The following is a 13,127-nucleotide window of genomic DNA, read 5'->3' on the forward strand; positions in this document are numbered from 1 at the left end:
GTCCCCGTGGGCCGGCGGGCGCCCGCCCATCTTCGCGCGCCGCCCGGCGTGCGGCACGAGCTGCCCTGTCCGTGGACGCACAGGCGCGGCCGCCGGGCAGGATTCGCTCATCTGAGCAGCCGTCGGCTCCTCGGGACGTCCCGTTCAGCGACCTGGATCACGGGCGCCGGCGCACGTGCCCGACGCCGGTCCCACCGGTCACCTCTCCCCCGCGGCCGGCCCCTCGCGGCGCCGATGCCCGACCTAAGGTGGTCCGGTGCGACGCCTCATCGACCTCCTCCTGCGCGGGCAGACCTGGCGGCAGTGGTGGATCGAGCTCGCCCGTTTCTGCACGGTGGGGCTCTCGGCCTTCGTCGTCGACATCGGCCTGTTCAACCTGCTGCGCTTCGGACCCGGCGAGGTCCTGCGGGACAGCCCGCTGACCGCGAAGGTCGTCTCCGTCTCGGTCTCCATCGTCGTCGCCTGGGTCGGCAACCGGCTGTGGACCTTCCGTGACCGGCGCCGTTCCTCGGCCCACCGCGAGGCGCTGATGTTCGTGCTGGTCAACATCGGCGGCATGCTCGTCGCCGTCGGGTGCCTGGCGTTCTCGCACTACGTGCTCGGCCTGACCTCCCCGCTGGCCGACAACATCTCCGCCAACGGGGTGGGCCTCGTGCTCGGCACGGCCTTCCGGTACGTCTGCTACCGCTACCTGGTCTTCACCGAGGACCGTCCCGCCCCCGAGGCCGACGCGGACGTCACCCCGGACACCGGCACGACCGGGGCGCCCGACGCCGCGACGGACACCCCCGACCCGGTCAGCGCCGCCGGTCGCTGATCCGCGCGCCGGGCCGTGCGGACCCGCCCCTGGCGGACCCGCCCCGCGCTCCGACACCGGCGGCCCGCTCGGCGCCCTCGACGCGTACCACCGCCGCGGCGAGGAGCACCTGGGCCGCGACGTAGGTGAGCATCACCCACATGCCGTGGCCGGGCAGCTCGACGTCGGCGAAGCTGCGCAGCGCGATGAGCGAGTCCGACAGGACGAAGAGCAGCGCGCCGACGGCGGCGGCCGTGCCCAGCGCCGGGGCCAGCAGCGCCATCGCGAGGATCGCGGTGGCGTAGGCGATGACGGCCGGCAGCATCGATCCCGCGCCCTGCGCGCACACGAGGACGAGCACCAGGCCGTACCCGATGAAGGGCAGGACGAGCGCGGGGCTGCGCCAGACCGGGGCCCGGCGGCGTCGGGGCCACAGGGCGACGAGCCAGGCGACGTGCGCGAGGAGGAACAGCGCGAGCATGGCCTCGAAGCCCCCCGTGGACAGCAGCCGGGGCACGAGGTCCCCGCCCCAGGACAGGGCGAAGGCGGGGAGCGCCCACGAGGTCGTCCACGACCGCGGGGCGGGGGTCAGCGCGAGCACCGCGACCACGAGCGGGAGCAGCAGCAACGGCTGGGTGATCTCCCTGAGGAGCTCGGGGCCGGCGAGCTGGGCGACGAGGTGGACGATCGTGACGAGCGCGAGCGCGACGACGCAGGCCATCGCCGTGGTCACCGCCCGCGGCCCGGGTCCGCGGCGTCGCGGCGCGGTCACCGTCGGCCCCGCCGCCGTCCGACGGCGACCAGGGCACCCTGCGGGAGCACGACCTCGGGGGTGAGGTCACGGGGGACGGCGTGGACGAAGATGCGGAAGATCGGCGGACGGCGCTGGGTCAGCTCGAGCCGTCCGCCGTCGGCGGCGACCAGCTCCCAGGCCAGCGCGAGCCCGAGGCCGGTGCCCGAGCCGCCGGAGACGTGCTTGGTGAAGATGTCGGGGGCAAGGTCGTCGGAGACCCCGTCGCCCTCGTCGGCGACGTCGATGAACACGCCCTTGGACCCTGAGGCCGACCGGGTGGTCACCGTCGTGGCCCCCGCCCCGTACTTCAGCGAGTTCTCGATGAGGGTGGCCAGCACCTGGGACAGCGAACCCGGGGTGACGAGCACCGGCAGGCCGGCCTCGTCGGAGAAGCTGAGCTCGCGGTCCGCGTGGACGAAGGTCTGGCTCCACTCCTCGTCCTGCTGGGCGAAGATCTCCTCGAGGTTGACCACCTCCGTCGAGCCGCCCCCGGCCGAGCGGGAGGTCTTCAGCAGGTCGTCGACCACGCCGGTGAGGCGCTCGACCTGCTCCAGCGAGCGCCGCGCCTCCTCGCGGACCTCCTCCTGGTCGCTCGTCATCTCGATCTCCTCGAGCCGCATCGACAGCGCCGTCAGGGGAGTACGCAGCTGGTGGGAGGCGTCGGCGGCGAACTGGCGCTCGGCGGCCAGGCGGCCGGCCATGCGGTCCGAGGTGCGCACCAGCTCGGCGGAGACCAGGTCGATCTCCTCGATGCCGGAGACCTGGATGCGCGGGCGGACCTGGCCGGAGCCGATCTGCTCGGCCGACGCGGCGAGGTAGATGAGCGGGGCGGACAGGCGCCGGGCCAGGCGGGAGCCGATGGCCACGGCGATCCCGAGGGCGAGGATCGAGGTCACCGCGATGATGCCGACGACCTGCATGACCCGGAACCACACCGAGGAGATGGGGATCTCCATGATGACCTCGGTCCCCGACGGCGTCCGGTTCACCGAGCGCATGACGTCGCCGGAGATGTCGGGACCGCCGGTGTAGACCTCGCCGTCGGGCGTGCGCACGACGATGTTGGCCGCGATGTTGTTCTGCCCGTTGACCCAGGCGACGAGCATGTCGTCGTCGAGGGGCTCCTCGGTGACGATGCGTCGCTCGACGGAGCGGGCGAGCGAGGAGTTGCGCAGGTCGAGGGTGGCGCGCTGGTCGCCCCAGATCATCGCCCCGCCGAAGACCGCCAGCGGTGCGCCGACGACCAGGACCGCCACCGTCACCGCCACGACGATCATGCGGATCGCGCGGCGGCGCACGTCACCCTCCGGAGGTCTCGAACCGGAAGCCGATGGCGCGGACCGTCGTGATGTAGCGCGGCTGGTCGGCGGAGTCGCCGAGCTTGCGGCGCAGCCAGGACACGTGCATGTCCAGGGTCTTGGTGGAGCCGGTGGGGTCGGTCCCCCACACCTCCTGCATGATCGCCTCGCGGGTGACCACCGAGCCGGCGTCGCGCACGAGCACCCGCAGGAGCTCGAACTCCTTGGCGGTCAGGTGCATCTCGCGCGTGCCGCGGAAGGCGCGGTGCGCGGCGACGTCGACCCGGACGTCCTGGGCGACCAGCTCGTCCTCCTCGGTGATGTCCCCGCCGGCGCGGCGCAGCAGCGCCCGCACCCGGGCGAGGAGCTCGGCGAGCCGGAAGGGCTTGGTCACGTAGTCGTCGGCCCCGGCGTCGAGACCGACGACGAGGTCGACCTCGTCGGCCCGGGCCGTGAGCACGAGGATCGGCACGCTCAGGCCGCGCGAGCGGATGGCCCGCGCGACGTCGAGGCCGTCCATGTCCGGCAGCCCCAGGTCGAGGACCACGAGGTCCGCGCCGTGCGCGAGGTCCTCCAGCGCGGCACCCCCGGTGGTGTGCGGCCGCACGTCGTAGCCCTCGCGGCCGAGGGCGCGGGCGAGCGGTTCGGCGATCGCAGGGTCGTCCTCGACGAGCAGCACGTCAGTCACGTGGTCATCGTAGGCCGTATCGTCAACGATTGGTCAAGTCGCCGCGTCGGAGGCCCGGTCGGGGCGGTGATCGGGCCCGTCCTCAGCCGGTGGAGCGGACGAGCTCGACGGGCGAGACCTGGCCGATCCCCTCGAGCCCGGCGGCCGGCAGGGGCACCATCCGGAAGGCCCCGTCGCGGTCCCGGGCGGAGAGCTCGTCGGCCGTCGCGGCGTCCATGAGCACCGAGCCGGCCGGGGCGACGTCGACGAGCCGGGAGGCGAGGTTGACGGTGGGACCGAAGACGTCGCCGAAGCGGGAGACCAGCTCGCCCCACACCAGGGAGGCCCGCACCGGCAGCATCCGCTCCTTGGCGGTCAGCGCGGCGATGAGGTCCACGCACACCTCGGCGGCGAGCACGAGGTCGTCGGCCACGTACAGCACGGCGTCGCCGATGGTCTTGACGATGCGGGCACCGGCGGAGGTGATGACGTCGCGCGAGGTGTACTCGAAGGTCTGGACGAGGTCGGCGAGCGCCGCGGAGCCCAGCTCGGTCGAGCGTCGCGTGTAGGCGACCATGTCGACGAAGCCGACGGCGCGGGTCAGCGGGTAGCGCTCGCCCACCGGCTCGTGCGACCCGCCGGGTTCCCGGGCGGCGACCTCGGCCTCGGTGCGGCGCAGCAGCGCGGCGAGCTGGCGGCGCCAGGCGTAGGCCAGCTGCTTCTCCAGCACGTCGGTGACGTCGCCGACGTGTTCGAGGAACACCCTACGCGCGCTGGTGTCGTCGAGGCCCTGCCGGCGCGAGATGCCCTCGACGAGGGCCTCGGTCTGCCACAGGACCAACCGGTCGGTGGTGTGCGACTGGGCGCGCAGGAGGGAGATCGCGGTGGACATGTCGACCCGCTCGTCGTCGAGCAGCCGGGCCATCGAGGCCAGGGCGGCGACGTCGGAGTCGGTGAAGACGACCTGGTTCTCGCGCACGTTGGGGAAGCCCATCGCCCGCCAGAACGTGTGCGCCAGCTCGAGGGAGGCGCCGGCGCGCTCGGCGAGCCCACGGATGGTGTAGACGGGGTCGGAGCCCACCAGGGCGCGCACGCGCTCGTCGGCGGCGGTGCGGTGGGCGGCCTGGTCGGCAGGGTCGACGGCGGCGCTCTCGTCGTGGGGTGCGCGGGCTCCGCCGTCGGTCGGGCCGACGGCAGGTCGACCCTCCGGCGTGCTCTGCGTCACAGGGGGATGGTAGTGGCTCGACGGCGATCGTGGGTCCCGGACCCGGGTGGTGGACCGGGCGCGCCCCTCAGGTCGACGGATCGGGCTGGGCGACGGTGCCGTCGCCGGTGGTCCCGTCCCCGGCCGGCACGGCGGCCTCGGGCAGGACGAACCGCACGTGGGTGACGTCGCCGGTGACCAGCACCCGCTCCTCCCCGCCGCCCTCCTCGACGACGACAAGGCCACCGGTGGGGTCGAGCCGTACCGCCGTGCCGACGACCTCGCTCTCGGCGGGCAGGGCCACGCGGACGAGCTTGCCCAGGGTGATGAGGCTGTCGGCGACCTCGTCGGCAAGACCGGCCGCCTCGGCGTCGCCGCCGTGCTCCTCGAGCCGGGCCACGAGGCCGGGCAGGTGCACGCCGATCGCGTCGAGCACCTGGGCGGGCGTGACCTCCAGCCCGATGTCCGCCAGGCTCGCCGCCCACGGCACGGGCGCGGAGCCCTCGGCCAGGTCGACGCCGATGCCCACCACGAGCGCGCGGGTGCGCGGGCTGACCTCGACGAGGATCCCGGCGACCTTGCGTGCCCGGCCCCAGCCGGGGACGGGCTCGCTGCCCGCGCCGAGCAGCACGACGTCGTTGGGCCACTTCGTCGTCGCCGGCGCCCCCAGGTCGGTCAGGGCCCGCTTGACGGCCAGGCCCACCAGCAGCGGGACCCAGGTGGTGCGCACCGGCGGCAGGTCCGTGCGCAGGACGAGCGAGGCGGCCAGGCCGGTGCCGGCGGGGCTCTCCCAGGAGCGCCCCGCCCGGCCGCGGCCCGCGCTCTGGTGCGCGGCGACGAGCACCGACAGGTGGGGCCACTCCTCGGGGTCCGAGTCCGCGAGGGTGAGCAGGTCGGCGTTGGTCGACCCGGTGGTTCCCACCTCGACGACGCGGCTGAAGGGAGACATACCGGTCAGCCAACCACGGGAGCGCCCGGGCCGGGAGTCGGTGTCGCGCGCAGAGGTGCGCGCTCGCGTCCAGATCCGTGCGGACACCGTCGAGACGGGGTCGGCCGCGCGTCGCCCTCCCGGGGGTGCGCGGGGGACCATCTAGGCTGCCACGGGTGAGCGACGCCAGGCCGGGACCCTCCGGCACCCAGGAGAAGATCGACGACCTTGCCCGACGCCGCGCGGAGGAGATCGACGCGGTGACCGAGGCCGGGGCGGCCAGGCAGGCCAGGCGCGGCAAGCGCAGCGCGCGGGAGCGCATCGAGGCGCTGCTCGACGTCGGCAGCTTCACCGAGCTCGACGCCTTCGCCATGTCGCGCTCGACCGCCTTCGGCCTGGACAAGAAGCGGGTCGCCGGCGACGGGGTCATCACGGGCCACGGCACCATCGACGGCCGTCAGGTGTGCGTCTACTGCCAGGACTTCACGGTGCTGGGCGGGTCGCTCGGTGAGGTGCACGGGCAGAAGATCGCCAAGGTCATGGACCTGGCGCTGCGCACCGGGGTGCCGATCATCGGGATCTCCGACGGCGGCGGCGCCCGCATCCAGGAGGGCGTGGCCGCGCTCACCCAGTTCGCGGAGATCTTCCGCCGCAACGTGGCCGCCTCGGGGGTCATCCCGCAGATCTCGCTCATCCTCGGGCCGTCGGCCGGGGGCGCCGTGTACTCCCCCGCCCTCACCGACTTCATCGTCATGGCCGAGGGCACCTCGAACATGTTCATCACCGGGCCCGACGTCATCCGGGCCGTCACCGGGGAGGACGTCGGCTTCGAGGAGCTCGGCGGGGCCTCGACGCACGCCACCCGCTCCGGCGTCGCGCACTACGCGGCCAGCGACGAGGACGACGCGATCGACTACGTGCGCGCCCTGCTGTCCTTCCTGCCGAGCAACAACCTCTCCGACCCGCCGGGCTGGCCGCCGGCCGACGGCGAGGACTCCGCCGAGATCGTCGCCGTGGACCACGAGCTCGACGACCTCGTGCCCGACTCGGACAACCAGCCCTACGACATGCACGCGGTCATCGAGCACATCGTCGACTACGGCGAGGCGCTCGAGGTCTCGGCCGCGTTCGCGCCGAACATCATCACCGCCTTCGCGCACGTCGAGGGGCGCCCGGTGGGGATCGTGGCCAACCAGCCCAGCCAGATGGCCGGGACGCTCGACATCGACGCCGCCGAGAAGGCCGCCCGGTTCGTGCGCACCTGCGACGCCTTCAACATCCCGGTCCTCACGCTCGTCGACGTGCCCGGCTTCCTGCCCGGCACCGACCAGGAGTGGCAGGGCATCATCCGCCGCGGCGCCAAGCTCATCTACGCCTACGCCGAGGCCACCGTCCCGCTGGTCACCCTCATCACCCGCAAGGCCTACGGCGGGGCCTACATCGTCATGGGCTCCAAGCAGCTCGGCGCGGACATCAACCTCGCCTGGCCCACCGCCCAGATCGCGGTCATGGGCGCCGGCGGCGCGGTCAACATCCTCCACCGCGGGGCGCTGAAGAAGGTCGGCGAGGAGGGCGGCGACGTCGAGGCCGAGCGCGCCCGCCTGACCGGGGAGTACGAGGACGCCCTCATCAACCCCTGGGAGGCCGCGCGCCGCGGGGACGTCGACGCCGTCATCGCCCCGCACGAGACCCGCTCCCAGGTGGTGCGGGCGCTGCGGGCGCTGCGCACCAAGCGCGCCTCGCTGCCCGAGAAGAAGCACGGGAACATCCCGCTGTGACCACGCAGGGCGAGGCCCGCGACTGGACCGGGCCCGAGGGCGACGACGAGCTGGTGGCCGCGGCCGAGCTCACGGGCGACGACGCCGCGCCGACGGTCGCGGACGCGGCCGCGCTGGCGGCAGTGACCGTGGTGTCGGGGACCCCCGACGAGGACGAGCTGGCCGCCCTGCTCGCGGGTCTGGCGACGGCGCGGGCGCTCGCGCGCAGCGACGCGGGTGCCGGCGACGGCGGCGAGCAGGGCGCGGCGGCCGGTGGGCACCGGACCGCCGGACGCCCGGGGGGCGACGCGTGGGACGACCACGGGCGCCGGCTGGGCGTGCGCCGCCAGGGTCCCGGGGCCTGGCGCTGGTCCGCGGCGCGGTAGCCGGCAGGACGGGTCGGCGGCGGTGCCGCGTCGCCGGCGGAGCGGCCTGCGGGTGAGGGGCAGCGCCGGTGCGGAAGCGTCGGCGGCTGCGGCGTCGGCGGCATGGGCTGCGCCCAGCCGTATTGACGGGCGAAGGCGGCGACGACGAGCGCACAGAGCACCGCCGCGCCGACCGCCTCCAGGTGGCTCGCCGCACGGGTGCGGCTGCCCTCGGTGAGGGCGACGCCGTACATGAGCAGTGCCATGGGCACGGCGGGCAGCGCCGCGCGTCAGACGTACCCGAGGAAGGGCGGGGAGCTCACCGGCACGAGTCCGTGGCCGGCCCGCCACCCCTGATGCGCCGGCCTCATCGCGCACCCGGCCGCGCGCCGGGCCCGTGGCTGCCGCCGGGGGTGCCCACCCGTACATGCGGGCGAGCTCGGCGGCGGTCTCCGGGCCGCCCGCGGCGCCCGTGTCGAGACCGAGCTGCGCGAGCACCCGCGCGTCGTGCTTGGGCATCCGGCGGGCCAGGACGTAGGAGCGCAGCGGCCGGTGCGCCTCCGTGCCCGATCGCAGAGCGACCCGGATCGTCCCTCCGTTCCGTGCGACCTTCGCCTGCACCCCGGCGCTGATCCTCAGGTACTGCTTCGTCGTCTTCTTGTACGAGGCGATCGCGACGACCGTGACCTCGGACTATCGGCGCGCGCTCGCCGGCGACGACGACCTCCCGGGTCAGGGGGTCGACGGTGATCCCGCGCCGCGTCCAGCGGGCCCAGAACGCGTGGATCCCCAGGGGGATGAGGGCGCCGACGAGCGCCCCGACGGCGGCCTCCGTGGGGCCGGACGGTACCACGCCGGGCCGGTGGCGCAGGGGCTGCTGGAGCGTGGCGAACAGCAGCAGGCCGGCGGGGACGGCGATGGCCAGCGCGCGCCGGACGAACCCGCCGAGCGGGGGGCGCGAGACGGTCACCGTCCCGGACGAGGGCGCGGGCACCCCGGTTCGTCCGGGCCACGGATCGCCGGGCGGTCCCCACCCGGTGCCGCCGTGGCTCACGTGCCCGATGCCTCGTGCCCGTACCGCTCCCACACCTGCCGCAGGCCCGCGTCCTGCGCGAGCTGGGCCTCCCGCTGCGCGGCGGGCGCGGCGGCGATGCCGTCGAGCATCTTCCGGGCCCCGGCCGGGTTGAGCAGGCGCACGTACTCGAAGAGGGCGGGCGTGAGGTCGTCCGCCGTGACGCCGGCCAGGTCACGGCTGCCGGTCGCCAGCAGGGTCACCGCCCGGGCGCGCTCGGTGGCGATCGCCGGGTCCAGCTGGTCCGACGTCCCGGCGTCGGTGCCCGAGGCACCGGCGGCAGCTCCCGGGCCGCCCGGCGCACCGGGCGCCTGGAGCAGGTCGACGCGGATCCCGGTCTCGGCCAGCGCACGGGTGACGTCCGCGCTGGCGCGCACGTCACCGGCGATCGAGGCCCGCAGCGCCTCGACCGGCAGGCCGAGGTTCTGCGCGACGCGCGTCAGGCCCGCCTCGTCGGGGCGGCCGGTGAGGGGCCCGACGAGGAGGTAGCGCACGATCCCCTGGGTGCTGTCCGAAGCGGGGATCTGGTGCCAGGCGGGCCGCTCGATGAACCCGCCGGCGACAAGGGCCTCGACGGCGTCGGCGGCCGGGGCGGCGCTGGTGCGGTGCATGGCCTCGGCGAGGAGCTGGGCCTGCGGTCGGGGGATCTGCCGCAGCGGCGCGCCGCGGAGGTAGACGGGGGCGACGACGTCCTCGCCGATACCGAAGGCCATGTGGATACCAGGGCGGCCACGCAGTCCGACCGGGGCGGGGCCGATGTGCAGCTGGTCGACGTCGGCCAGGGCCACCGTGCGACCGGCCGAAGTGAGCGTGCCGGCCCCGAGGTCGACCTCGACCCGCTTGTAGGTACGCACGATGAGCAGGGCGATCGGGACACCGATCGCCAGACCGATACCCGCACCGACCAGCAGCCAGACCCCCTCCCCGCCCCCGGCCGACCAGCCGGCGAACACGCCGACGAGTGCGAAGCCGACGATGAAGAGCGCGACGAAGGGCAGGTTCTCGACGAGCCCCCCGCGCGAGATGGTCTGCGGTCCCGAGGCGGGTGTGCCGGGCGAGGTCATGGGCCGAGGTTATCGGGCGCCCCACGCCCGTCCCGCTCCTCGTGAGACCGACCACAGGTCCTCGACAGCCCGCACGGTCACGATTTAGCGTCGGCGAGTAACTTTTCGATAACAAGGAGCCCCCCGACGTGTTTGCACCTCCGCGCGGACGCCACGCCCGGCGTCGCACCCTTGCCCCCCGAGTGACCACCGCGATCATCACGGTCGCCGCCGCCACCTCGCTGGCCGGCGCCGCCCAGGCGGCCGAGGTCACCACCGACGTCCGCACCGCGGGCCCGACCGTGATCCGCACCGACGCCGCCTGGCAGAACCAGGTCGCCAACGCGATCGCCGCCCAGACCAACGCCTACCGCGCGGCGAACGGGCTCTCCCAGCTCACCCGCACCGGCTCGATCGACTCCGTGGCCCAGTCCTGGTCCGACCACCAGGCCAGCATCGGCGCCATGGTCCACCGCGGCGACTACGGTCGCTCGGCGGTCCCGGCCGGCTCCTCGGGCACCTCCGAGATCCTGTCCTGGGGCATCTACCCCGACCACCAGGCCGACTACTTCATGAGCCAGTGGCGGAACTCCGCGGTGCACAACAACATCCTGCTCACCGGCTCCTACACACACTTCGGCGTCGGCGTGGCCGTCTCGGCCGACGGGCGCGTGTTCGCCACCCAGAACTTCGCCACCTACGCGGGCGGCGGCCCCTCCGGCAGCACCCCCACCGAGCAGGCGCCGGCCGAGCAGGCCCCGGCCACCCCGGAGCCCGAGGCCCCGGCCGAGCCCGAGGCCGCTCCGGAGACCGACGCGACCACCGAGGCGGAGGCGCAGACCCGTACGGACGAGGCGGCCTCCCGCGACGAGGCACGCACCGCCCCGGAGCCCGAGGTCGAGCCCCAGCCCGAGCCGGAGCCCGAGCCCGAGCCGGGCACCCCGCGCTTCCTGCTCAGCGACAGCCTCTCCGGCGATGCCGCGCACAACTTCCTCTACGGCGTCGAGGGCGACGAGATCTTCGTCGGCGACTTCGACGGCGACGGCACCGACACCGTCACCGTGCGCCGCGGGAACGAGCTGCACATCTCCGACACCCTGGGCAGCGGCCCGGCGGAGCGGGTCGTCCAGCTCGGCGAGGCCGGTGACGAGATCGTCCAGGGCGATTTCGACGGCGACGGCGTCGACACCTTCGCCGTGCGCGAGGGCAACGTGCTGCACATCGTCAACGACCTCGACAACCCGGGCGAGATCGAGCTGGCCGCCTTCGGCGTCGACGGCGACACCCTCCTGGTCGGGGACTGGGACGGCGACGGCACCGACACCCTCGCGGTGCGCCGCGGCTCCGACGTGGTCTACACGAACGACCCGGTCGGGGCCACGGTCGACGGCGAGTTCTCGCTCGGCCGCGACAGCGACCTCGTGCTCGTCGGCGACTGGGACGGCGACGGCACCGACACCCTCGCCCTCCAGCGCGGCGCCGACTACCTCGTCGCCGCGGAGAACAGCTCCGACACCGAGGTCGAGGAGACCCGCTACGGCCGCGACGGCGACACCGCCGTGTTCGGTGACTTCGACGGCGACGGCACCACGAGCCTCGGCGTCGTGCGCATCGAGCAGCTCCGCTGACATCGGCGGGAGGGGCCACCCGGTCCCGCCCGCACCCGAGACAGCCCTGGACGGGGTCGCCGGTCACCGACCGGCGTCCCCGTCCTCGTCCGCGCGCCCCTCGCGCGCCGACCGAGCGACCCGTTCGTCGGCGGCGCGGCGAACGACGCGATTAGTGTCGGGACCATGACGCTCCCCCGGCCGGCCACCGACGACGGCGCCCCCGGCCCCGACGGACCGGCCGCTGACGTCGGGGCCACCGCCCGCGCGCAGCGGCAGCGGCTCGGGCTGCGGGTGGGCGACGTCGCGACCCGCGCCGGGCTCTCGGCGGGCCTGGTCTCGCAGCTCGAGCGGGGCAACGGCAACCCCTCCCTGAGCACGCTGCGCTCGCTCGCGGACGCGCTCGGCCTGTCCCTGACGGACCTGCTGCGACCGCAGCACGAGCGGCAGGCGGCGCTCGTGCGCGCCGGCGACGGGCAGCGGCTGCGCACGCCCGACGAGACCCCGGGGCTCGATCGCGAGCTCCTCACCCCCACCCTCACCGCGCCGCTGCAGGTCATCCGGTCGGTCATCCCGGTGGGCCTCTCGAACGAGGAGCGCCCCTACCGGCACCTGGGCACCGAGACCGTCCACGTCCTGTCCGGCGAGCTCGACGTCACGGTCGACGGTGACACCACGCGACTGCGCGCGGGCGACACCTTCACCTACGACTGCTCGACCGGGCACTGGTGGGCAAATCCCGGCACCGTCGACGCCGTCGTCCTGGGCGTCACCGTGCCGCTGAGCAACTGACCCCGTCCGGGCGACCGCACGCCCGGCCCTCAGCCGACGTCGGCGACCCGCAGGCCGAGCAGCCGCGTGAGCTCGCCGACCGGGTCGGCGTGGTCGTCGACCCGCAGGTCCACCTCGGTCGCCGGCGGGGCAACGTCGGGGCCGTCCGTGCGCACGAGCACGAGCGCTGCCGACTGGCGGCCCCGCGAGTCACCGCCGGCGGCCTCGCCCGCGGCGAGGGCGGCGACCAGTGCGCGGGCAAACGGCTCCCAGGGCGGGCCGCCCGCGTCGGACGTGCCCGCCGTCGTCGATGCACCGCCACCGGCGGCGGCGCGGTAGGCGGTCACCATCTCCGCCAGCACGTCCGGCCCGCGGAGGAGGTTGCCGGCCACGACCATGCCGTCGCCCTCGGCGTGCCCGGCCCACGGGGTGCAGGAGCCACCCGTCCACGCCGCCGTCCGGCCGGCGAGGTCGACGATCCCGACCTGGCGCAGGTCGATCCGCGGGTCCTCGGCCGCGAACTCCTCGAGCACCTGCCCCGGTGACGCTCCGCCCCGCAGCAGGGTGAGCCCCCGCGCCCGGAAGCCGCCGTTGGTGTGCGCCTGCGTGACGAGGGCGCCGACGCCGGGCGCGAGCGCCGGCACGACCCGGCCGAGGGCGAGCGAGGCGGACGCGGTCGCGACGCCCAGGTGGGCGCCGTCGTCGGACAGGGCGACGATCGAGAAGGTCACGGGCTCTCCTTGCCGGTGCCCGGGCGGCGATGCGTGTCTCGCCCGGGTGACGTTGTGACGGCGATCATGATTCAGGCTTGCCAAGTGCGTCAGAT

At 74.7% G+C, this 13,127-nt stretch carries 12 protein-coding genes; 5 read left to right on the forward strand and 7 right to left on the reverse strand.

What is annotated here, in order from left to right:
* Positions 1-256 precede the first annotated feature (256 nt).
* Positions 257-817 (forward strand): GtrA family protein, encoded by a 561-nt coding sequence (locus tag AC3D3D_RS05560; protein ID WP_463661150.1) that lies wholly within the window; start codon positions 257-259, stop codon positions 815-817.
* On the opposite strand, the gene AC3D3D_RS05565 is transcribed toward AC3D3D_RS05560, so the two are convergent.
* From AC3D3D_RS05565 to AC3D3D_RS05585, 5 genes are all read right to left on the reverse strand, one after another.
* Positions 798-1,568: a lysoplasmalogenase family protein gene (locus tag AC3D3D_RS05565; protein ID WP_463661149.1), complete on the reverse strand. Its 771-nt coding sequence runs from the start codon at positions 1,566-1,568 to the stop codon at positions 798-800. The two genes, AC3D3D_RS05560 and AC3D3D_RS05565, sit on opposite strands and share 20 nt — an antisense overlap.
* Positions 1,565-2,887 (reverse strand): sensor histidine kinase, encoded by a 1,323-nt coding sequence (locus AC3D3D_RS05570; RefSeq protein WP_463661148.1) that lies wholly within the window; start codon positions 2,885-2,887, stop codon positions 1,565-1,567. Before AC3D3D_RS05570 ends, AC3D3D_RS05565 begins: the two co-directional genes overlap by 4 nt.
* Position 2,888: 1 nt before the next feature.
* Positions 2,889-3,575, reverse strand: coding sequence for a response regulator transcription factor (locus tag AC3D3D_RS05575; protein ID WP_463661147.1), 687 nt, complete (start codon positions 3,573-3,575; stop codon positions 2,889-2,891).
* Positions 3,576-3,657: 82 nt separating this feature from the next.
* Positions 3,658-4,779, reverse strand: coding sequence for an adenylate/guanylate cyclase domain-containing protein (locus AC3D3D_RS05580; protein WP_463661146.1), 1,122 nt, complete (start codon positions 4,777-4,779; stop codon positions 3,658-3,660).
* Positions 4,780-4,846: 67 nt separating this feature from the next.
* Positions 4,847-5,707 (reverse strand): biotin--[acetyl-CoA-carboxylase] ligase, encoded by an 861-nt coding sequence (locus AC3D3D_RS05585; RefSeq protein ID WP_463661145.1) that lies wholly within the window; start codon positions 5,705-5,707, stop codon positions 4,847-4,849.
* A 155-nt stretch (positions 5,708-5,862) separates the two neighbouring features.
* On the opposite strand from AC3D3D_RS05585, the gene AC3D3D_RS05590 reads away from it, so the two are divergent.
* Both AC3D3D_RS05590 and AC3D3D_RS05595 read left to right on the forward strand, forming a co-directional pair.
* Entirely contained in the window at positions 5,863-7,464 is a 1,602-nt protein-coding gene (locus AC3D3D_RS05590) for an acyl-CoA carboxylase subunit beta (RefSeq protein ID WP_463661144.1), read from the forward strand.
* Positions 7,461-7,829, forward strand: coding sequence for an acyl-CoA carboxylase epsilon subunit (locus AC3D3D_RS05595; protein ID WP_463661143.1), 369 nt, complete (start codon positions 7,461-7,463; stop codon positions 7,827-7,829). The genes AC3D3D_RS05590 and AC3D3D_RS05595 overlap by 4 nt, the downstream gene beginning before the upstream one ends.
* Positions 7,830-8,858: 1,029 nt before the next feature.
* Here the strand turns inward: AC3D3D_RS05595 and AC3D3D_RS05600 are convergent.
* Positions 8,859-9,944 (reverse strand): hypothetical protein, encoded by a 1,086-nt coding sequence (locus tag AC3D3D_RS05600; protein WP_463661142.1) that lies wholly within the window; start codon positions 9,942-9,944, stop codon positions 8,859-8,861.
* A 182-nt stretch (positions 9,945-10,126) separates the two neighbouring features.
* Between AC3D3D_RS05600 and AC3D3D_RS05605 the strand changes: the two genes are divergently transcribed.
* Both AC3D3D_RS05605 and AC3D3D_RS05610 read left to right on the forward strand, forming a co-directional pair.
* Positions 10,127-11,551 carry a CAP domain-containing protein gene (locus tag AC3D3D_RS05605; protein ID WP_463661141.1) on the forward strand — a complete coding sequence of 475 codons (1,425 nt, stop codon included), beginning with the start codon at positions 10,127-10,129 and terminating at the stop codon, positions 11,549-11,551.
* A gap of 165 nt (positions 11,552-11,716) precedes the next feature.
* Positions 11,717-12,322, forward strand: a complete 606-nt coding sequence (locus AC3D3D_RS05610) for a helix-turn-helix domain-containing protein (RefSeq protein ID WP_463661140.1) — start codon at positions 11,717-11,719, stop codon at positions 12,320-12,322.
* Between the two features lie 29 nt (positions 12,323-12,351).
* Here the strand turns inward: AC3D3D_RS05610 and AC3D3D_RS05615 are convergent, their stop codons facing one another.
* Complete coding sequence (locus tag AC3D3D_RS05615) at positions 12,352-13,032, reverse strand: DUF1028 domain-containing protein (RefSeq protein WP_463661139.1); 681 nt, start codon at positions 13,030-13,032, stop codon at positions 12,352-12,354.
* Positions 13,033-13,127 lie beyond the last annotated feature (95 nt).

Source organism: Georgenia sp. X1117, from assembly GCF_057784635.1.

Coding starts and splice junctions, on each gene's coding strand:
- AC3D3D_RS05585 (WP_463661145.1), bottom strand. CDS start 5,707: ATGTCTCCCTTCAGCCGCGTCGTCGAGGTGGGAACCACCGGGTCGACC.
- AC3D3D_RS05600 (WP_463661142.1), bottom strand. CDS start 9,944: ATGACCTCGCCCGGCACACCCGCCTCGGGACCGCAGACCATCTCGCGC.
- AC3D3D_RS05610 (WP_463661140.1), top strand. CDS start 11,717: ATGACGCTCCCCCGGCCGGCCACCGACGACGGCGCCCCCGGCCCCGAC.